This is a genomic window from Pantoea sp. DY-17 (assembly GCF_019795975.1).
GTDB classification, from domain to species: domain Bacteria; phylum Pseudomonadota; class Gammaproteobacteria; order Enterobacterales; family Enterobacteriaceae; genus Pantoea; species Pantoea leporis.
In genome coordinates this window covers 505,321-525,801 of the sequence record NZ_JAIMIG010000001.1, presented here as the reverse complement: position 1 = coordinate 525,801, position 20,481 = coordinate 505,321, and the positions used below count along the sequence as shown (strand labels likewise).

The following is a 20,481-nucleotide window of genomic DNA, read 5'->3' as shown; positions in this document are numbered from 1 at the left end:
ATGAAGCAAACTGTGGCGGCAATGCTGGCAAAAACTTTGGAAAACGCCGGCGTGAAACGCATTTGGGGCGTCACCGGTGACTCTCTCAACGGGCTGAGCGACAGCCTGAATCGCATGGGCACCATCGAATGGATGCCGACGCGCCATGAAGAAGTGGCAGCCTTCGCGGCCGGCGCTGAAGCACAAATCAGCGGTGAATTGGCGGTATGCGCCGGTTCCTGTGGACCGGGCAACCTGCATCTCATCAACGGCTTGTTTGATTGCCACCGCAATCACGTTCCGGTTTTGGCCATCGCCGCCCACATTCCTTCCAGCGAAATTGGTAGCGGCTATTTTCAGGAAACCCACCCACAAGAATTATTCCGCGAATGCAGCCACTATTGCGAGCTGGTTTCCAATCCGGAGCAGCTGCCGCAGGTGCTGGGCATTGCGATGCGTAAAGCGATTCTCAATCGTGGCGTATCAGTGATTGTGATCCCCGGCGACGTGGCGTTGCAGCCGGCCCCGGAAAGCGCACGCAGCGAATGGTATCCGCCGCAGTTGCCGCACGTGGTGCCAACCGCCCGCGAAGTGGCCGCCTTAGCTGAAACGTTGAATGCAGCGAAAAATATCACCCTGCTGTGCGGCAGCGGTTGCGCTGGCGCGCATGACGAAGTGGTGAAGCTGGCAGAAACGCTGAAAGCGCCGATTGTGCACGCGATGCGCGGTAAAGAGCACATCGAATATGATAACCCTTACGATGTCGGCATGACCGGATTGATTGGCTTCTCCTCTGGTTTCCACGCCATGATGAATGCCGATACCTTAGTGCTGCTGGGGACGCAATTCCCCTATCGCGCCTTCTATCCGGCCGATGCCAAAATCATTCAGATCGACATCAATCCGGGCAGCCTTGGCTCACACAGCCATGTGGATATGGCGCTGGTGGGTGACATCAAAACCACCTTGCATGCGCTGCAGCCGCAGCTCACCAGCAAAACCGATCGTCAGCATCTGGACAAAGCGCTGGAGCATTATGTCGATGCGCGCAAAGGGCTGGACGAACTGGCCACCGCTAACGATAAGCTGGCGATTCACCCGCAATATCTGGCCCAGCAAATCAGCGAATACGCCGATGACGACGCCATCTTTACCTGCGACGTCGGCACGCCAACCGTGTGGGCAGCGCGCTATCTGAAGATGAATGGCAAACGTCGTTTGATCGGCTCGTTCAATCACGGTTCGATGGCCAACGCCATGCCGCAGGCATTGGGCGCGCAGTCGCTGGACAAGCAGCGTCAGGTGGTGGCGCTGTGTGGCGACGGCGGTTTTAGCATGTTGATGGGCGATTTCATTTCGGTGGCGCAGCTCAAACTGCCGGTGAAACTGGTGATCTTCAATAACAGCGTGCTGGGCTTTGTGGCGATGGAGATGAAAGCCGGTGGCTATCTGACCGACGGCACTGACCTCGAAAACCCGGATTTCGCCGCCATCGCCGCCGCCTGTGGCATCAAAGGCATTCGCGTTGAGAAAGCCTCCGATCTCAACGGCGCGCTGCAGGAAGCCTTTGCGCATGATGGCCCGGTGTTGCTTGACGTGATTACTGCCAAAGAAGAGTTGTCGATGCCGCCGCAGATTAAAGCCGAGCAGGCCAAAGGTTTCAGCCTCTACATGATGCGTGCCATTCTGAATGGACGCGGTGATGAGATCGTGGAGCTGGCGAAAACCAACTGGCTGAGGTAAAACAATTCAGGCCAAACATGATGATAACGCGGGCGCTTCGCCCGCTTTTTTATTTCAGGAGAGCGACGTGATCGATCTACGCAGTGATACCGTAACCCGCCCAAGTGCTGCCATGCTCGATGCCATGATGGCAGCCGAAACCGGCGATGATGTCTACCGCGATGACCCCACCGTATACGCACTGGAAGTCGAAGCCGCACGCTTGAGCGGCAAAGCCGCCGCCCTGTTCTTCCCCACCGGCACGCAAGCTAATCTGGTTGCGCTGCTGTGTCACTGCCAGCGCGGCGATGAATATATCGTGGGTCAGCAGGCGCACAACTACAAATATGAAGCCGGCGGCGCAGCGGTGCTTGGCAGCATTCAGCCACAGCCAATTCTGCATGCGGAAGATGGTTCCCTGCCGCTGGCGGAGGTGGCAGCCGCCATCAAACCCGACGATTTCCACTTCGCCCGCACCCGTCTTCTGAGCCTGGAAAACACCCATCACGGTAAAGTGCTGCCGCTCAGCTATCTGGAGCAAGCGTGGACTCTCACCCGCGAGCATAAGCTGGCGCTGCACATTGATGGCGCACGTATTTTTAACGCCGTGGTGGCACAGAATGTGGAGCTGGAAGCGATTGCGCGTTACTGCGACACCTTAACCATCTGCCTGTCAAAAGGCCTTGGCACGCCGATTGGTTCGCTGCTGTGTGGCGATGAGGCCTACATTGAGCAAGCGCGTCGCTGGCGCAAAATGACCGGCGGCGGCATGCGCCAGTCGGGCATTCTGGCCGCGGCGGGGTTGTATGCGTTGAAGCACAATGTCGCGCGTCTCAAAGAGGATCATGATAATGCGGCATGGTTAGGCGAGCAGCTCAGCGCCATCGGTGTTGAAGTGCTCAATCAGCACACCAACATGCTGTTTGTGAAGGTGCCAACAGAGAAAGTTGACGCGCTGAAAAGCTGGATGCAGTCGGGCGATGTGCTAATCAGCGTTGGGCCCGTAACGCGTATTGTCACGCATCTGGATGTCAGCCGTCAGGATCTGCAACGGCTGGTGGCGCACTGGCAGGCATTCCTGCAGCAGTAAACAAACGGCCGCCATTTATGGCGACCAATGCCGCGTATCACTGCGCCGCACCGTACTTCGCTAATAACGCGCGGGCGATCGCCAGGGTTTCTGCATCGGCGATGCCGCGATAATCACGCGGGCGGAAATGCATTTGAAACGCCGCAATCAGCTTGCGCTGCATCTGCGGCGTGGTCGCCGCCGCCACGTCGTAGCCATAGCGCTGCAGCGCATCCAGCAGTTCTGCCTGATCCACGCCTTCATCCGCCGCGCGTCCGTTAAGATAGCGCTGCACCGTTGCCTGCTCGGGCCAAGCGCCTAAACCGTGCTCTGCCAGCTGCTGCCAGGGAAACAGCGGACCGGGATCCTGCTTACGCTGCGGCGCGATATCGCTGTGCCCGACCACATTTTCCGCCGCGATGCCGTAGCGCTGAGTGATATCTTTGACCAGCGCCATCAGCGCGCTGATCTGCTGCGGCGTAAAGGGCTGCCACTGCAAACCCGTTAAGGTTCGACGATAACCACTGTTGACGATTTCAATACCAACCGAAGTGTCATTAATGCGCGTTGCGCCGCGCCAGAAACTCGGGCCTGCGTGCCACGCGAGTTGGCTTTCCGGCACCAATTGCCACACCACGCCCTTGCCGTTTTTCTGCGGCGGATTTTGCGGAATCAGGTAGTGCGCGCTAACTTCCCGATCGGTCAGCGTCGCCAGCGAATTGGAGAAATCCTCAGCGGTGTAATGAATCACCACCACCTTAATACGCGGCCGCGCGCCCTGCGCCGGATGCGCGGTATCAACCCAGTAACCGTGGCGCGCTTCAATCGATGACTGACAAGCGCTAAGTAACAGCGCCACCGCCAGCAGGACAACCACGCGCATTAGCGAATAATCACGGCGGTGCCGGTGACGCTCACCATCAACATGCTGCCCTCTTTGCCGACAGTTTCGTAGTCGATATCGATGCCCACCACCGCGTTGGCGCCGAGCGCTTTCGCCTGCTCTTCCAGCTCTTTAAAGGCGATCTGGCGCGCTTTGCGTAACTCTTTTTCGTAGGCGCCAGAGCGGCCACCGACGATATCGCGGATACCGGCGAAGAAATCGCGGAAAATATTGGCGCCGAGAATCGCTTCACCGGCGACCACGCCGCAATATTCACTGATGCTGTGTCCTTCCAGCGTGGGCGTTGTAGAAAATTTCATGGTGTTCTCCTTTTCTGAATCAGCTCGTAGCGCTTAAAAGCAAGGCTATACTCTATGCTAAAAATGGCGCTTTGCCAGTGAACAATAAGGAAATCGAGATGAGAAACAATGCCTTTGCGCTGCTTATTCCCGCAGCGTTGCTGCTAAGTGCTTGTACCACCGTTGAGCCAGTGATTAAGGATAATGGCCCGCGCACCGCTGCCTGCGTTGACGGGGGTCCGGACAGCGTGGCGCAACAGTTCTACGATTTACGCGTCAGCCAGCCGACGCAAGGTTTGCCAGACAGCAACACACTGGCGAAATATCGCCCTTACCTGAGCGATCGCCTGTATCAAAAGCTGCTGAGTGCCAGCAGCCAGAATCCGAAACCAGCGGCGTGGACCCGCGGCGATCTCTTTTCCAGCCTGGCGCAAGGCCCAACTTCAGCGGACGTGGCCAGCGCATCCACCATTCCTAACCGCGACGCGCGCAATATTCCGCTGCGGGTTGAGCTGAGCCGCGACAGCAAAACCTGGCAAGATGAAGTGCTGATGATCCACGAAGGCACCTGCTGGGTGGTTGATGACGTGCGTTATGTCGGCCAGGTGCCCCACGCTGGCGGCGGTTCGCTGACCCAGCTGCTGGAAGCGAAAAAGTAACCGTTCACTTTTCCCGCCGTTAATACCATTGTTTAGCGCGCCGCATCCTTGCGGCGCTTTTTGTTGATATTTTGTGAACAAAATAGGGCTCGCCAGCCCTCATCCACCTTGAGTTGCGCGATTTTGTGCTACGCTTTGGAGGTTTCACTGCTCTTTAATAAATATTAACCCACCACAATTGCATAACTATTCTGGTGACGTTAAAATCCGCGACACTAATTACTATTCATTTTTTGCGCATGAGTATTCAACTAAACGCCATAAACTGTTTTTACGGTACCCATCAGGCCCTGTTCGATATCAACCTGGCTTGTCCGCAGGGTGAAACGCTGGTGTTGCTCGGCCCGAGTGGCGCGGGTAAAAGTTCGCTCCTGCGCGTCCTCAACTTGCTGGAGCAACCGCGCTCCGGCAGCCTACAGATTGCCGGCAACCAGTTTGATTTCACCAAAGCCCCTTCCGACAGCGCGATTCGCGAGCTGCGGCAGAACGTGGGCATGGTATTCCAGCAATATAATCTGTGGCCGCACCTGAGCGTGCTGCAAAACCTGATTGAAGCGCCGTGCCGCGTGCTCGGCCTCAGCAAGGACGCCGCGCGTGCGCGTGCTGAAAAGCTGCTGGACCGTCTGCGCCTGACGCCTTACGCCGATCGCTTCCCGCTGCATCTTTCCGGCGGCCAGCAGCAGCGCGTAGCGATTGCCCGTGCGCTGATGATGGAGCCGCAGGTGCTGCTGTTTGATGAACCGACCGCCGCGCTCGATCCCGAAATCACCGCCCAGATCGTCAGCATTATTCGTGAGCTGGCACAGACCAACATCACACAAGTGATCGTGACGCACGAAGTGGAAGTGGCGCGTAAAACCGCCAGCCGCGTGGTGTATATGGAAAACGGTCACATTGTTGAGCAAGGCGATGCCAGCCACTTTACACAGCCGCAAACCGACGCGTTTGCTAATTATCTTTCGCATTAAGTCAGGATGCTTCTAATGAAAAAAGTTGTAATTGCTGCCCTCCTTGCTGGCCTGAGCCTGAGCGCTTCAGCGGCACAGACATTGCGTTTTGCTACCGAGGCTTCTTATCCTCCGTTTGAATTCGTCGACTCTGATAACAAAATTCAGGGCTTTGATGTCGATCTGGCTAACGCGCTGTGTAAAGAGATGGATGCGACCTGCACCTTCACTAATCAGGCGTTCGATAGCCTGATCCCCAGCCTGAAGTTCCGTCGTTTTGACGCGGTGATGGCAGGCATGGACATCACGCCAGATCGTGAGAAGCAAGTGCTGTTCTCCAAGCCGTATTACGACAACTCGGCCATCTTCATCGCGCAGAAAGGCAAAATGGCTGACGTGGCCGCGCTGAAAGGCAAACGTGTAGGCGTGCAGAACGGCACCACGCACCAGAAATACCTCTCTGACAAACACAGCGACATCACCGTTGTGCCTTACGACAGCTACCAGAACGCCGTGCTGGATCTGAAAAATGGTCGTATCGATGCGGTATTCGGTGACACCGCGGTAGTGAACGAGTGGCTGAAGCAGAACGCCAACCTCGCGCCGCTGGGTGAGAAAGTGACGGACAAAGATTACTTCGGTACCGGTTTGGGTATTGCTGTGCGTCAGGGCAACAGCGAGCTGCAGGGCAAGTTCAATGCGGCGCTGGAGAAGATCAAAGCTGACGGCACCTACAAAACCATCTACAGCAAATGGTTCCAGCAGTAATTTCTGATGAATGAAATGATTCCACTCGCAAGCGCCGCCGGTATGACCGTCGGCCTTGCCGTTTGTGCACTGATCGCCGGCCTTGTGCTGGCAATGATTTTTGCTGGCTGGGAATCGCTGCGCTGGAAACCACTGGCGTGGCTCGGTACCGCGCTGGTCACACTGATTCGCGGCCTGCCGGAAATTCTGGTGGTGCTGTTTATCTATTTCGGCGCCTCACAGCTGCTGCTAACGCTCTCCGATGGCTTCCACATCAATCTCGGCCTGTTCGCTATTCCGGTGCAGGTGCAAATTGAAAACTTCGACGTCAGTCCCTTCCTGTGTGGTGTGATTGCGCTGGCGATGCTCTATTCCGCCTATGCATCACAAACCCTGCGCGGCGCGCTGAAAGCGGTGCCGGTGGGTCAATGGGAATCGGGCCAGGCGCTGGGGATGAAGAAGTCGGCGATTTTCCTGCGCCTGATCATGCCGCAGATGTGGCGTCACGCGCTGCCCGGTTTGGGTAACCAATGGCTGGTGCTGCTGAAGGATACTGCGCTGGTATCGCTGATCAGCGTGAATGATCTGATGCTGCAAACCAAAAGTATCGCTACGCGCACGCAAGAGCCGTTTACCTGGTATCTGGTGGCGGCGGCGATCTATCTGATTATCACGCTGTTCAGTCAGTTCGTGCTGCGCCGCATTGAATTGCGCACCACGCGTTTCGAGCGAGGGGCTTAAGCATGCTGGATTACTTACCCGAGCTGCTGAAAGGGCTACACACCAGCCTGACGCTGACCGTGGCATCGCTGATTGCGGCATTGGTGCTCTCTGTACTTTGCACCATCGTGCTGGCGCTCAAAGTGCCGGTGCTCAATTGGCTAGTGAAAGGCTATATCACGCTGTTCACCGGCACGCCGCTGCTGGTGCAGATCTTCCTGATCTATTACGGTCCCGGCCAGTTCCCCAGCATCCAAAACATTCCCTGGTTGTGGCATCTGCTGTCGCAGCCGTGGCTGTGTGCGCTGCTGGCGCTGTCGCTCAACAGTGCGGCTTATACCACGCAGCTGTTTTACGGTGCGGTGCGCGCCATTCCGTCCGGTCAATGGCAATCCTGCGCGGCGCTCGGCATGAACCGCAAAGATACGCTGCGCATTCTGCTGCCGTACGCCTTCAAGCGCGCCTTGTCGTCCTACTCCAACGAAGTGGTGCTGGTATTTAAAAGTACCTCGCTGGCCTACACCATTACGTTGATGGAAGTAATGGGCCACGGACAACTGCTGTATGGCCGCACTTACGATATCTCGGTATACGCTGCCGCTGGCCTGATCTATCTGGTGGTTAACGGCTTGCTGACGCTGATGATGCGTCTGGTCGAGAAGCGTGCGCTGGCATTTGAGCGTCGTAACTGATTTATTCCCTGCGGGCGCACTAAAAAAGCGCCCGCTGTTCGTTTAAATTAATAAGCAAAAATATTGCATATAAATTCATTAACTGGCATCGTGTAACCCGTTCCGTCTCTGGCATGGTTTACAGGAGTTACATAATGAAAAAATGGATCGTTGCTGCTGCGCTGGCAACTCTGGCAATGAATGCTTATGCGGCGGAAAAAATCCGCTTCGCCTCTTCCGCCACTTATCCCCCGTTCGAATCCCTTGATCACGACAACCAAATCGTGGGCTTCGATATCGATCTGGCAAAAGCACTGTGTCAGCAGATGAAAGCGGATTGCACCTTCACCAACAACGCCTTCGATAGCCTGATTCCGTCGCTGAAATTCCGTCGCTATGACGCAGTGATTTCCGGCATGGATATCACCGCCGATCGCAGCAAGCAGGTCGATTTCACCCAACCTTACTACGCTAACTCGGCGATTGTGATTGCGCATAAAGGCCAGTTCACCGACTTCAGCCAGCTGAAAGGCAAACGTGTTGGCGTTGAGAACGGCACCACACATCAGAAATACCTGCTGGAGAAACATCCGGAGGTGATTGCGGTGGCGTATGACAGCTATCAGAACGCGATTCTCGACCTGAAAAACGGTCGCCTGAACGGCGTGTTTGGTGATACGGCGGTGGTGAATCAGTGGCTCAAGGCCAATGACGATCTTAGCGCGGTAGGCGAGCACATCACCGATACCGACTTCTTTGGCACCGGTTTAGGTATCGCGGTACGCAAAGGCAATGAGCCGCTGCTGAACGAGCTGAACAGCGCGTTAGTGGCATTGAAGGCCAACGGCACCTGGCAGCAAATCAATCAGAAGTGGTTCCCGGAATAAGCATTATGGGATGGCGGAGCGTGCTGCCTGCCAGGTTCTGCACGTCCTCCGTGCAGGTGAACGTTACGCCGTCCCACCCTTCTTGCTCAGCAAGCACAGCACTTCAAAATGCGCGGTATGCGGGAACATGTCGAACAGCTGTACGCGGCTCACGTCATAATTGGCCAGACGCGCGATATCCTGCGCCATGCTGCTGGGATTGCAGCTGGAATAGAGAAGGTAATCCGGCGCCATCTCACTGAGATAAGCACACAACTCTGCGCCAATACCGCGACGTGGCGGATTCACTAATACCAGCTGCGGCACCGCTTCCCGTGAAGTGGCGAACTGCGTGGAATCCAGCGCGGCAAAACTCACTTTTTCTAATCCCAGCTGCTGCGCCGACTGCTGCGCACAGGCGATGGCTTCAGCATTGATTTCGATGCCGGTCAGCTGCATTTCGGGCGTTGCGCAGTGCAGGCCAAATCCCCCGACGCCACAAAACAGATCCCACATGCTGCTCACCGGCAACTGCGCGACCCAATCGCGCGCGGTGGCATAGAGATCGGCTGCAACCTGTGGATTGGTCTGAAAGAAGCTTTGCGGGCGAATATAGAGCGGAACCTGATTAAAGCGCTCCGCTAGCGCCTGATCCGGCGTCAGCGCAATCTCTTCGTCGCCTTCAAGAATCGCCATATGCACCGGCTGAATATTGGCGGAAATCACCTTCAGCTGCGGCAGTTGCTGTTGCAGCCACGGCAAGGCGTCGCGCAGCTGCTGCAGCTTGCTGGTGGAACGCAGCACAAAACGCAGCATCATGCCGCCCTGCGTACTCTCCGTCAGCAGCAGAAATTTCAGCTCACCGCGTTTACGCGCCACGTTGTAGGGCGTTAAACCGGCGCGGGCGATAAAAGGTTTGAGCTGCGCGAACACCGCACTGAAGCTGTCGGGATAGAGCGGGCAAGCGCAGAGATCGACCGGTTCACCGTCGCGCGCCACCATGCCTAAAATCGGCCGCTCTACGCTCCCGCTGACTACCATTTTGGCCTTATTGCGAAACCCTTGCTGCGCGGATTGCACCGGCGGCAGCCATTCGCCCACCGGCTTTTCAGCCAGCAGTTGTTCAAGCAGCGACTGCTTATCGTTGAGCTGTTGCGGATAGGGTTTTTCCAGCCACTGACACGAACGACAGCGACCGGCATCATAAAGCGCGCAATGCATGCAAATGCCTGTAGTCAGAATCGGGAGAAAAAATGGGGGGCGATTGTATCACCGGCGCCGGAAAAAAGCGCGACTGCTGGCCGGCACAAACAGCAGCCCTAATACCAACACATCCGGGAGCTTTTGCAGCAGCGTGTGATGAATGATCTGCGCATTACTTTCACCGGGAATGCTAAAAATTTCCGGGTAGATCCAGCCCACCGATGCCATCAACATGTAGATCAGCACAATGATTTGCGTCGCGACATAGCCCCAGCGCCCACGATTGTTGCCGCGCATCAGAATAAAGGCGCAGCGCAGTTCAAACAGGAAAATCAGCTGGCTAGCGATAAAGATCAGGGTAGAATCCCAGGCTTGCGCGCTGCGATGCACGAAGTTGGCGAGTTCGTCGTAACCCAGTTCGTTGGCCAGCATCAACACGCTGAGGCAACGCGTAATGATGATAGCGCTGCCCGCCACCATCACGGGCACCGGTGTAGCGTTAATCATTGAACCGTGTTTCAGGGTTTCCGACATGGTGTCGCTCCGTAACCATAATAAAACGGGCCGATAAAATCAGCCCGTTCTTATAGTGACAAATGTTACGGCTTTCAGCCACGTTTTGCTTTCTGAATATCGCGTAAACGCTGCTTTTCTTCGTGCGCCATAAAGCGCCAGGCGATAAAACCAACTAAACCGACGACAAACAGAATCAGCGAGGCTAAAGCATTGATCTCCGGATTGACGCCACGACGCACGGTAGCGAAAATCGCCATCGGCAAGGTGGTCGCGCCTGGGCCGGTCACGAAGCTGGCAATCACTAAATCGTCCAGCGACAAGGTAAACGCCAGCAGCCAGCCGGTAACGATCGCGGGCGCGATCATCGGTACGGTGATCACAAAGAACACTTTCACCGGCGTTGCGCCGAGATCCATCGCCGCCTCTTCAATTGAGCGATCCAGTTCGCGCAGACGCGAATTGATCACCACCGCCACGTAAGCAGTACAGAAGGTCACGTGCGCCAGCCAGATGGTCAGCATGCCGCGATCGCTCGGCCAGCCAAGGGTGTTGCCCATCGCCACAAACAGCAGCAGCAGGGACAAACCGGTGATCACATCAGGCATCACCAGCGGCGCCGTCAGCATAAAGGCGAAGCCGTTGTGTCCACGGAAGCGGCCAAAGCGCACAATCACTACCGCCGCCATGGTGCCGAGCACCACCGCCATGGTGGCTGAGAGCGCGGCGATGGTCAGGCTGAGCCCCACCGCATCCAGCATCGCCTGATCCTGGAACAATACGTTGTACCAGTGGAACGAGAAGCTCTCCCATACCGTGACCAGCGGCGAACTATTGAAGGAATAAACCACCAGCAGCAGCATCGGCGCATAGAGGAACATAAAGCACAGCAGCAGAATCACAGTGCGCCACGGAGAGCGAATAGTCGGTAACTGGCTCATTCTTTCTCTCCAACTTCACGATTCTGATGCTTGTGGAACCAGATAATCGGCAATATCAGAATCAACAGGATGATCACCGCCAGCGCGGACGCTACCGGCCAGTCACGGTTGTTAAAGAACTCCTGCCACAAAATACGCCCAATCATGATGCTGTCCGGACCGCCGAGCAGTTCCGGGATCACGTACTCGCCGACCGCCGGAATAAACACCAGCATTGAGCCGGCAATAATCCCGCCTTTGGTCAGCGGCACAATCACGCTGAAAAAGGTCTTCAGCGGACGTGCACCGAGATCCAGCGAGGCTTCCACCAGCGAATAATCTATACGCGTCAGCGCGGTATAAATTGGCAGCACCATAAACGGCAGATAGCAGTAAACGATCCCGATATACACCGCCGTGTTGGTGTAGAGGATCACCAGCGGATGATCGATAACGCCGAGCCACATCAGGAAGCGGTTGAGAATGCCGTTGTTGTTGAGCAGGCCCATCCACGCGTAAACGCGCACCAGGAACGAGGTCCACGATGGCAGGATCACCAGCAGCAGCAAAATAGTGCGCATTGACGGCTTGCTGTGCGCCACCGCCCACGCCAGCGGATATCCGATCATCAGGCAGATAATGGTGGAGATGCCCGCCACTTTCAGCGACGTCAGGTACGCATCGGCATACAGCGGATCGTCGGTCAGCGTGAAGTAATTACCGAGATTGAGTACCAGATTGAGCTGACCATCGGCCCAGGTGACCAAATCGGTGTACGGCGGAATAGCGCGCGCAATATCGGCAAAGCTGATCTTCAGCACGATCAGGAACGGCAGCAGGAACAGCAGGATCAGCCACAGATACGGCATGGCAATCACCAGCTTGCGGCCATGCTGCATCTTGATGCGCGTCGCCCAGCGCTGCAGCGGCGTGCCCACCACTTCGGGCTCGCTGCGTTGAGAAATCTGGCTCATATCGCCCCCTTAAACCGTCAGAACCACACAGCTGTCGGCGTCCCAGCAGAGACGCACTTCATCGCCCCACGTTGGCGCGCCTTTGCGGTAGCGGTGGGCGTTTTGCAACTGTGCGCTGATCATCTGGCCGCTGCGCAGGCGCACGTGATAAATCGACAGGTCGCCGAGATAGGCGATATGCACCACTTCACCTACGGCAAAGTTACAGCCATCGGCAGGCACCTCTTCGCACAGCATCACTTTTTCCGGACGCAGCGCCACATGGACCGGCACGTTATCGACGACAGAAACATCGGTCTGCACTTTCAGCGGATGCACCAGGCCCGGCGCATCGATGATCAGCGCGTCTTCACCGCGTTCGCGCAGTAAGCCTTCGAACACGTTTACCGAACCGATGAACTCGGCGCTGTAGCGGCTGGTGGGATGCTCGTAGATCTCTTCCGGCTCACCAATCTGCACAAATTTACCGCGGTTCATGATGGCGATGCGGCCCGCCATGGTCATCGCTTCTTCCTGATCGTGCGTCACCATTACGCAGGTGGCGCCGACGCGCTCGAGAATATCGACCACTTCGTGCTGCATGCGGTCACGCAGCTTTTTATCCAGTGCGCCCATCGGCTCGTCGAGCAGCAGCAGTTTTGGCCGCTTCGCCAGGCTACGCGCCAGCGCCACACGCTGACGCTGACCGCCAGAGAGCTGATGCGGCTTACGCTTCGCGAACTCCTGCATATGCACCAGCGACAGCATCTCTTCAACGCGGCTGCTGATTTCGCCTTTCGGCAGTTTGTCCTGCTTCAGGCCAAAGGCGATGTTCTGCTCCACCGTCATGTGCGGGAACAGTGCGTAGGACTGGAACATCATGTTGATCGGGCGCTGATACGGCGGAACATGGGAGAGATCCTGGCCATCCAGCACGATCTGGCCGCTGGTGGGCGGTTCGAATCCCGCCAGCATGCGCAGCAAGGTCGATTTACCACAGCCGGATGCGCCCAGCAGCGCAAAAATCTCACCTTTGTAAATGGTCAGACTGACATCATCCACGGCGTGCTGGCCGTCAAACGATTTAGTCAGGTTGCGAATTTCCAGCAGCGGCGTCATCGCCTTAGCCGTTTTATTTGGGGGGCGGGGAATCGCGTCGTTCACTAACATTTCTCCGGCGCTAAAATCGCGCGGCACAGCCAGCCGCTAAAAATGGCACAACAGAGGCCATTACTGCGCCTCTGCTGTCGTCTTCAGGCAATAATCGTTCAGAACGAATTACTTACCACTTTTTACTTTAGTCCATGCACGGGTGCGCACACGATCCAGTTTCGGATCCTGGACCTTGAGCACAAACAGTTTGGCCATGGCATCCGGCGTTGGGAAAATGCCCGGATTGTTGCGCACGTCCGCATTGATCAACGGCAGCGAGGCTTTGTTACCGTTGGCGTAGTTCATGTTGTTGGAAACGTCAGCGATGACTTTGGGATCCATCATGTAATTAAGGAATTGGTAGGCGCCTTCCACATTTTTCGCGTCTTTTGGAATCGCGAACATGTCAAAGAATGCCAGTGCGCCCTGCTTTGGCACGATATAGCCGACATGCACGCCGTTGTTGGCTTTGTCCGCACGATCTTTCGCCTGCAGGATATCGCCCGACCAGCCAATCGCCACGCAGATGTTGCCGTTCGCCAGGTCGTTGATGTACTGCGACGAGTGGAAGTAACGGATGTTCGGACGCAGTTTCAGCAGCAAATCAGTGGCTGCGCCAGAGTAATCTTTCGCGTCAGAGCTGTTGGGATCTTTGCCAAGGTAGTTCAGCACAGTAGCGAAAATCTCTTCCGGCGCATCAAGGAAGGAAACCCCACAGCCTTTCAGTTTTTCCAGGTTTTCCGGTTTCAGCACCAGATCCCAGCTATCCAGCGGCACATCTTTGCCCAGTGCGGCTTTCACTTTATCGACGTTATAGCCGATGCCGGTGGTGCCCCACAGATAAGGAATCGCAAATTTGTTACCCGGATCGTGCTGCTCCAGTTTCTTCATCAGATCGGGATCAAGGTTTTTGTAGTTCGGCAGCTTGCTCTTATCCAGCTCCTGGAATACGCCGGATTGCAGCTGACGCGCGAGGAAGCTGGAAGACGGCACCACCACGTCATAACCAGTGCTACCGGCCATCAGTTTACCTTCCAACACTTCGTTGGAATCAAAGACGTCATACACCACTTTATCGCCGGTCTGCTTTTCGAAGTTCGGCACGGTATCCGCCGCGATATAATCGGACCAGTTATACACATGTACCGTACTGCCTTCGGCCTGCACACCGCCGGCCGCAGCCATCAATGCACCAGCAACCACACCTGACAACCATTTTTGACGTTGGTTGAACATGTTTTACTTCCTCCTGAGCGGGTCATCACAACGCTGCATACACGGCGATCCGGACGTTGCGTTTTCTGTTAAATCACAGGCACACAATGAATCAATATTCAGCGGGAGTTTAATAGCAAAAACCTATACCTGCGCTGAGGTTGCACGTCTCAAGCAGCCCCGCAAGAATAGCCCCCCCGCACCACCTTCACCAGATCCCAGCTTAAAAAACGCCTTTTTGCGATGAGTTATGCATGTTTCTGCTATGGGGTTTGGCACTAGTGGCATAAAGCACGACTAATATCTGGCAATAAAGGGCAAAGTGCAGAATAAAAAGTGGTGGGACAAAAATGAAAACTGCCGCAAAAAGCGGCAGTTAGCGAGGCGGGGAACTCAGTGCAGCATCGCGTGGCTGCTGGAGCTCGGCTGTCGCTCCTCTTCTTCTTCAACCACCAGCAGGTGGTTAGCAAAGGCTTCCATGATTACCATAGAAACGCCCTCTTCACTCTGCTTCATAAAGTGGGAGAACTGCCCGAAGGTTAATCCGGCGCTGGTACTGATCGACTGGCAGACAATCAGCTTCGGCAGATTGTCGTCCTGAATATCAACAAAGGCTTTAATCGTTAGCGAACTGGCATTGATCTGCGAGAGATCGCCCACCAGCGGAATCAGCGCCGTAGGTTTTACTTCTGCCAGCGCGGAGAAGAGGATAACGTTATCCACCAGGTCAATTTTTGCATCAAACACCCCGTCAAAATTCTGCATGTGCGGCAGGTGCAGTGCCTGACAGGCATCGCATTCGAACCAGGTGATATTTTGTTGATCCAGCCAGCGACGCAGCACGTCAATGTCCGGAACGACCAGTGAATCCATCGTAATATCCTGTGGGGTGAAGAAATAAGCGCCTTAGCTTACGGAAAAACCGATCTGGATGCCACGAAAACCGCTGAAAAGCGCCGGTTAGCCGCCGGTTTTAGGACGATAGCCGGGGCAAGCGTGCTGCTCAATCCACGTGATCATCATGCTGGCGATATCTAAACCGGTAATGCCCTCAATCCCTTCCAGTCCCGGTGAGGCGTTTACCTCCATAACCAGCGGACCACGCTGGGCGCGCAGGATATCCACACCGGCCACTTCCAGCCCCAGCGTGCTGGCGGCTTTCACCGCGATTTTGCGCTCCTGTTCCGTGATCTCCACCGCACGCGCTTTGCCGCCACGATGCAGATTGGAACGAAAATCGCCCTCTTTCGCCTCGCGCTCAATCGCCGCCACCACTTCATTGCCAATCACCAGGCAGCGAATATCGCGTCCTTGCGCTTCCTTGATGAACTCCTGCACCAGAATATGGGCATTGAGGCCACGAAAGGCGTCAATCACGCTCTCCGCTGCCTGCCGCGTTTCCGCCAGCACCACACCGATGCCCTGTGTGCCCTCCACCAGTTTCACCACCAGCGGCGCACCGCCCACCATCGCGATCAAATCATCAGTATCATCCGGCGAAGAAGCAAAACCGGTGATCGGCATATCAATGCCCTCACGCGCCAGCAGCTGCAGCGAACGCAGTTTGTCGCGCGCGCGGGTAATGGCCACCGATTCATTGAGGGGGTAGCTGCCGCGCACCTCAAACTGGCGCAGCACCGCAGTGCCATAAAAAGTGGTAGCGGTGCCAATGCGCGGGATCACCGCATCAAAATGCCCCAGCGCCTCGCCGCGGTAGTGCACTGCGGGCGAATCGGAATTGATGTTCATGTAGCAGGAGAGCGGATCGATCATCTGCACTTGATGGCCACGCTCCTCCGCGGCGTCGCGCAGACGCTTACACGAATAGATCGATCCATCGCGAGTGAGAATGGCCATTTTCATTACAGAGTTCCTTGTGTTTAGCGCGTCGCCCAGCCCTGCTGATGCAGGTAATCCAGTATGAAGGGACGCGTTTCTTTAATAATCAGACGCTGAATCAGCTGACTCCAGGTTTCGGAACGCTGGTTGCTATCACGCTGCTGATAATAGGCGGTAATTTGCTCATCGTATTGCGCCAACAGGTTTTTATCGACTGCATGATAGCGGTTTTCATGTACCAGCATCGCGTGCGGCATGCGGGGTTTAACATCGGGTGTATCAGCCGGATGACCGATGCAGAAGCCGAACAGCGGCAGCACAAACTTCGGCAGTTCAAGCAGCTCGGTCACTTCAGCGATGCTGTTGCGAATCCCGCCAATAAATACGCCGCCAAGGCCCAGCGATTCCGCCGCCACCATGGCATTTTGCGCCATCAGCGCGGTATCAACGCAACCGAGCAGCAGCTGTTCAGCACGCCCGAGTTGCGCATCCGGGCAGATCTGTTGATGACGATTGAAATCCGCACAGAACACCCAAAACTCCGCCGCCGCGCTGACCCAAGGCTGGCCGCCGGTCAGCTGGACCAGTTGCTCGCGCTTAGCGGGATCGGTGATACGAATAATTGAGGAGCACTGTAAAAAGCTGGAGGTCGAAGCCGCTTGTGCCGCTGCAATGATGGCGCTGCGTTGCGCCTCGTCAATGCCCTGTTCGGTAAAAGCGCGAATGGAACGGTGGCTGCACAGTAAATCGATAGTCGGCGTCATAAATTCTCTCCGGTGGTTACTTCTTTTTGTTGGAATGATTGAATAATTGCGGGGCCATCGCCTTCGCCGTGCGCCACATCATCATCCATGCCGCAGGCAGCATCAGCGCGATGCCAAGAAAAAACAGCAGCGTCGCCAGCGGCTTTTTGGCGATGAAATCAGGTGCGCTCACCCAATCGTTGGTAAGCAACAAGGCGCCAATCACGGCAAGCACGCCGAGCACTTCGAGTAGCAACACGGGTTTGGGTAATGTAGCGAGATGACGCATACGATGGTTCCTTGATTGTTCTTTCAGCGTTAACCGCATTTTACCCAATGTATAGGCGGTAAGTATTAGAGTAACAGGTATATTCTTCTTCCTTTAAGCAGGATGGGCGGGCATGATGTGACGCATTATTCACGCTGTGATGTGATTCTAGTCACAAAACAGCAGCGGAAGGAGAGAAGCAATGATTGCAGTGATTTTTGGCCGTTCTAGCTGCCCTTACTGCGTACGTGCGAAAGAGTTGGCGGCTAAGCTGACCAGCGAGCGCGACGATTTTAACTATCAGTACGTGGATATTCAGGCCACCGGCATTACTAAAGCCGATCTGGAAGCCCGTGCCGGCAAGCCGGTGACAACCGTGCCGCAGATTTTCCTCGACGATCAGCACATCGGTGGTTACACCGAATTCGCTGCCTGGACCAAAGAAAACCTGGGTATCGAAGCCTAAGAGAACGGGCCTGCGGGCCCGTTTTTGCAGGTGCTATTCGGCTCGCATCGCCAGCATAATCCGCAGCAAGCGCACCAGCAGCGCACCACAGCCCGCCCAAAACAGCGCACTCAAACTCCAGGCCACAATCAACAAGCCGCTGTGCGTCATTGGCACCGCCAGCATCAACCACATCATACCCAGCAGCGTACCGCCTAGCGCGACCCACAAGGTGCTGATAAGCGGACTTTCCGGCTGCAGTAGCGCCATCAAACATCCCGGCAGTAAAAACAGCAGTAATTCTGGCTGTCCGCGAACGGCTTGTTCACTGGCGGCGGACCAGAAATGATGTGCATAAATAAACACCAGCGTATAAAGCATCACGCCCAGAATGGATGCTGGCCAGCGATTATTGCGCTGCAACATAATTATCCTCAACTTTGACGTTAACAATTATGAAACTTTTACTGCCCTGATGCGCACGACTGGAAATAAAAAGAAACAGCTGGAGGCGAAAGGAATGAAAACTGCCGATAGCTGAGGGTGTTAATTATGATTAGAATGACGCCGCTTTAGATTTCGGCTTGAACGCTTTTGTTGCAGGAACCTTAACGTTCGGCACAAGATAGCGAAAAAAGTCCCTCTCATCAACTGGTTACAGGTTAAGAAGAAGTTAAACCGTGAACATTAACGTCGCAGAATTGTTAAGCGGAAATGACGTTCTGTTATTATTTGTCGTTTTAGCCCTCGGACTCTGCTTAGGTAAATTACGCCTCGGTTCGGTCCAACTCGGTAATTCCATTGGAGTCCTGGTTGTTTCGTTGATTTTAGGTCAACAGCATTTCGCCATTAATACTGACGCATTAAGTCTTGGCTTTATGTTGTTTATTTTTTGTGTTGGCGTGGAAGCCGGGCCTAACTTTTTCTCGATATTTTTCCGCGACGGTAAAAACTACTTCTTTCTGGCGATTGTCATGGTTGTCAGCGCGCTGTTGATCGCCCTGACGCTCGGCAAAGTATTCGGCTGGGATATTGGTTTAACCGCGGGCATGTTGGCCGGTTCAATGACCTCAACGCCGGTGCTGGTGGGTGCTGGCGATACGTTGCGGCAAAGCATCAGCGACAGCCATCAGCTCACCTTGATGCAGGACAACCTCAGCCTCGGATATGCCCTCACCTATCTGGTAGGTTTAGTCAGCCTGATTTTTGGCGCGCGCTATCTGCCGCGCCTGCAGCATCAGGATCTGCCGACTTGCGCGCAGCAAATCGCGCGCGAGCGCGGCCTCGACGCTGATAGCCAGCGCAAAGTGTTTCTGCCGGTGATCCGCGCGTATCGCGTGGGTCCGGAACTGGTGGAGTGGAGCGGCGGTAAAAACCTGCGCGAGCTGGGCATTCATCGCCAGACCGGCTGCTACATCGAGCGTTTGCGCCGCAACGGTATTCTCGCCAGCCCGGACGGTGACGCGATGCTGCAGCTGGGCGACGATATCTCGCTGGTGGGCTATCCCGATGCGCACGCGCGTCTTGATCCCAGCTTCCGTAACGGCAAAGAGGTGTTCGACCGTGACCTGCTGGATATGCGCATCGTCACCGAAGAGATTGTGGTGAAAAATCACAACGCGGTGAACAAGCGCCTGAGTCATCTCAAACTGACCGATCACGGCTGCTTCCTCAACCGGGTGATTCGCAGCCAAATCGAAATGCCGATCGATGACAGCATTATGCTAAACAAAGGCGATGTCCTGCAGGTAAGCGGCGAAGCGCGTCGCGTGAAAAGCCTGGCCGATCGCATTGGCTTTATCGCCATCCACAGCCAAATCACCGATCTGCTGGCCTTCTGCGCCTTTTTTATCGTCGGCTTGATGGTCGGGATGATCACCTTCCAGTTCAGCAATTTCAGCTTCGGCATCGGTAACGCCGCTGGACTGTTGTTCGCAGGCATCATGCTGGGCTTTATGCGCGCTAACCATCCTACATTTGGCTACATCCCGCAGGGTGCGCTGACGATGGTGAAAGAGTTTGGCCTGATGGTGTTTATGGCGGGCGTAGGTCTGAGCGCGGGCAGCGGCTTGCAGCACGGTTTCGGCAGCGCCGGCGCGTTGATGCTGCTGAGTGGCTTGCTGGTGAGTTTGCTGCCGGTGGTGATTTGCTATCTGTTCGGCGCTTACGTGCTGCGTATGAACCGCGCGCTGCTGTTTGGTGCCATCATGGGCGCGCGCACCTGTGCGCCAGCGATGGAGATCATCAGCGATACCGCGCGCAGCAGCATCCCAGCCTTGGGCTATGCAGGAACGTATGCGATCGCGAATGTTTTGCTGACGCTGGCCGGTACCCTGATCGTGATAATCTGGCCGCTTTTGCCTTTATAAAAATATTTTTGCGCTGTCCAGAACTTTCTTCTGGGGTCGCAGTCTGAATAAGTGCCACTGCTTTTCTTTGAAATCCCCAAATTGTGGAGCCCGCCGGTCACTGACTTGCGGGTTTTTTTATGGCTGCCATTCTGCCGCTTAAGGTTCTTCTCAGACAAAAATTCCATCCTGCCACTCTGATGTCGATTTTTTAAATCTTCATGCAACTTTCATCAAAGTTAAACACTCCAACAACCCGCGATAAGATTAAGAGCGCGACTATTTATTCCTGGTTCGGACGCTTCTAGGCTATCAGCTTT

At 55.5% G+C, this 20,481-nt stretch carries 23 protein-coding genes; 10 read left to right on the top strand and 13 right to left on the bottom strand.

All coding sequences use genetic code 11. The annotated features are described in order from the left end of the window. On the top strand, positions 1-1,722 hold the full coding sequence (gene poxB / locus K5Y33_RS02555; protein WP_192234431.1) for a ubiquinone-dependent pyruvate dehydrogenase: 1,722 nt from the start codon (positions 1-3) through the stop codon (positions 1,720-1,722). Positions 1,723-1,789: 67 nt separating this feature from the next. Beyond that, entirely contained in the window at positions 1,790-2,791 is a 1,002-nt protein-coding gene (ltaE, locus tag K5Y33_RS02550) for a low-specificity L-threonine aldolase (protein ID WP_192234433.1), read from the top strand. Positions 2,792-2,828: 37 nt separating this feature from the next. Here ltaE and K5Y33_RS02545 read toward each other — a convergent pair whose 3' ends face one another. Next, positions 2,829-3,653 (bottom strand): N-acetylmuramoyl-L-alanine amidase, encoded by an 825-nt coding sequence (locus K5Y33_RS02545; protein ID WP_222233198.1) that lies wholly within the window; start codon positions 3,651-3,653, stop codon positions 2,829-2,831. After that, complete coding sequence (locus K5Y33_RS02540) at positions 3,653-3,973, bottom strand: heavy metal-binding domain-containing protein (RefSeq protein WP_007887640.1); 321 nt, start codon at positions 3,971-3,973, stop codon at positions 3,653-3,655. Before K5Y33_RS02540 ends, K5Y33_RS02545 begins: the two co-directional genes overlap by 1 nt. Positions 3,974-4,071: 98 nt before the next feature. On the opposite strand from K5Y33_RS02540, the gene K5Y33_RS02535 reads away from it, so the two are divergent. The 6 genes from K5Y33_RS02535 to artJ (K5Y33_RS02510) all read left to right on the top strand — a co-directional run bounded on the left by K5Y33_RS02535 (position 4,072) and on the right by artJ (K5Y33_RS02510) (position 8,583). Continuing rightward, on the top strand, positions 4,072-4,611 hold the full coding sequence (locus K5Y33_RS02535; protein ID WP_101760977.1) for a lipoprotein: 540 nt from the start codon (positions 4,072-4,074) through the stop codon (positions 4,609-4,611). A 239-nt stretch (positions 4,612-4,850) separates the two neighbouring features. Continuing rightward, complete coding sequence (gene artP / locus K5Y33_RS02530; RefSeq protein WP_101760978.1) at positions 4,851-5,579, top strand: arginine ABC transporter ATP-binding protein ArtP; 729 nt, start codon at positions 4,851-4,853, stop codon at positions 5,577-5,579. Positions 5,580-5,594: 15 nt separating this feature from the next. Then, positions 5,595-6,326 carry an arginine ABC transporter substrate-binding protein gene (gene artJ, locus K5Y33_RS02525; RefSeq protein WP_008102446.1) on the top strand — a complete coding sequence of 244 codons (732 nt, stop codon included), beginning with the start codon at positions 5,595-5,597 and terminating at the stop codon, positions 6,324-6,326. Positions 6,327-6,332: 6 nt separating this feature from the next. Further along, positions 6,333-7,046, top strand: coding sequence for an arginine ABC transporter permease ArtQ (artQ, locus tag K5Y33_RS02520; protein WP_110865829.1), 714 nt, complete (start codon positions 6,333-6,335; stop codon positions 7,044-7,046). A gap of 2 nt (positions 7,047-7,048) precedes the next feature. After that, positions 7,049-7,717 (top strand): arginine ABC transporter permease ArtM, encoded by a 669-nt coding sequence (artM, locus tag K5Y33_RS02515; protein ID WP_008102451.1) that lies wholly within the window; start codon positions 7,049-7,051, stop codon positions 7,715-7,717. Between the two features lie 134 nt (positions 7,718-7,851). Continuing rightward, entirely contained in the window at positions 7,852-8,583 is a 732-nt protein-coding gene (gene artJ / locus K5Y33_RS02510; RefSeq protein ID WP_097094391.1) for an arginine ABC transporter substrate-binding protein, read from the top strand. A 63-nt stretch (positions 8,584-8,646) separates the two neighbouring features. On the opposite strand, the gene rlmC is transcribed toward artJ (K5Y33_RS02510), so the two are convergent. The 10 genes from rlmC to K5Y33_RS02460 form a co-directional block, all read right to left on the bottom strand. Further along, a complete protein-coding gene (rlmC, locus tag K5Y33_RS02505; protein WP_222233197.1) occupies positions 8,647-9,783 on the bottom strand; it encodes a 23S rRNA (uracil(747)-C(5))-methyltransferase RlmC in 1,137 nt (378 codons plus the stop codon). A gap of 48 nt (positions 9,784-9,831) precedes the next feature. Then, a complete protein-coding gene (locus K5Y33_RS02500) occupies positions 9,832-10,299 on the bottom strand; it encodes a YbjO family protein (RefSeq protein ID WP_101760982.1) in 468 nt (155 codons plus the stop codon). A 74-nt stretch (positions 10,300-10,373) separates the two neighbouring features. Then, positions 10,374-11,219, bottom strand: coding sequence for a putrescine ABC transporter permease PotI (gene potI, locus K5Y33_RS02495; protein WP_101760983.1), 846 nt, complete (start codon positions 11,217-11,219; stop codon positions 10,374-10,376). Next, on the bottom strand, positions 11,216-12,172 hold the full coding sequence (gene potH / locus K5Y33_RS02490) for a putrescine ABC transporter permease PotH (RefSeq protein ID WP_101760984.1): 957 nt from the start codon (positions 12,170-12,172) through the stop codon (positions 11,216-11,218). Before potH ends, potI begins: the two co-directional genes overlap by 4 nt. Before the next feature lie 9 nt (positions 12,173-12,181). Continuing rightward, positions 12,182-13,315 carry a putrescine ABC transporter ATP-binding subunit PotG gene (gene potG, locus K5Y33_RS02485; RefSeq protein ID WP_158238594.1) on the bottom strand — a complete coding sequence of 378 codons (1,134 nt, stop codon included), beginning with the start codon at positions 13,313-13,315 and terminating at the stop codon, positions 12,182-12,184. 114 nt (positions 13,316-13,429) lie between these two features. After that, positions 13,430-14,539, bottom strand: coding sequence for a spermidine/putrescine ABC transporter substrate-binding protein PotF (gene potF, locus K5Y33_RS02480; RefSeq protein ID WP_101760986.1), 1,110 nt, complete (start codon positions 14,537-14,539; stop codon positions 13,430-13,432). 372 nt (positions 14,540-14,911) lie between these two features. Next, positions 14,912-15,391 carry a YbjN domain-containing protein gene (locus K5Y33_RS02475; RefSeq protein ID WP_008102469.1) on the bottom strand — a complete coding sequence of 160 codons (480 nt, stop codon included), beginning with the start codon at positions 15,389-15,391 and terminating at the stop codon, positions 14,912-14,914. Between the two features lie 87 nt (positions 15,392-15,478). After that, positions 15,479-16,381, bottom strand: coding sequence for a 30S ribosomal protein S6--L-glutamate ligase (rimK, locus tag K5Y33_RS02470; RefSeq protein ID WP_222233196.1), 903 nt, complete (start codon positions 16,379-16,381; stop codon positions 15,479-15,481). A 17-nt stretch (positions 16,382-16,398) separates the two neighbouring features. Further along, a complete protein-coding gene (gene nfsA, locus K5Y33_RS02465) occupies positions 16,399-17,121 on the bottom strand; it encodes an oxygen-insensitive NADPH nitroreductase (protein ID WP_101760988.1) in 723 nt (240 codons plus the stop codon). Between the two features lie 16 nt (positions 17,122-17,137). Further along, the gene (locus tag K5Y33_RS02460) at positions 17,138-17,389 is read right to left on the bottom strand and encodes a DUF1418 family protein (RefSeq protein WP_222233195.1); all 252 of its coding nucleotides are present in this window, start codon (positions 17,387-17,389) and stop codon (positions 17,138-17,140) included. A 181-nt stretch (positions 17,390-17,570) separates the two neighbouring features. Between K5Y33_RS02460 and K5Y33_RS02455 the strand changes: the two genes are divergently transcribed. Next, positions 17,571-17,834 (top strand): GrxA family glutaredoxin, encoded by a 264-nt coding sequence (locus K5Y33_RS02455; protein ID WP_007887673.1) that lies wholly within the window; start codon positions 17,571-17,573, stop codon positions 17,832-17,834. Between the two features lie 33 nt (positions 17,835-17,867). Here K5Y33_RS02455 and ybjM read toward each other — a convergent pair whose 3' ends face one another. After that, positions 17,868-18,239, bottom strand: coding sequence for an inner membrane protein YbjM (gene ybjM / locus K5Y33_RS02450; RefSeq protein ID WP_110865823.1), 372 nt, complete (start codon positions 18,237-18,239; stop codon positions 17,868-17,870). Between the two features lie 254 nt (positions 18,240-18,493). Between ybjM and K5Y33_RS02445 the strand changes: the two genes are divergently transcribed. Beyond that, positions 18,494-20,182: an aspartate:alanine antiporter gene (locus tag K5Y33_RS02445; RefSeq protein ID WP_101760991.1), complete on the top strand. Its 1,689-nt coding sequence runs from the start codon at positions 18,494-18,496 to the stop codon at positions 20,180-20,182. Positions 20,183-20,481: the final 299 nt, after the last annotated feature.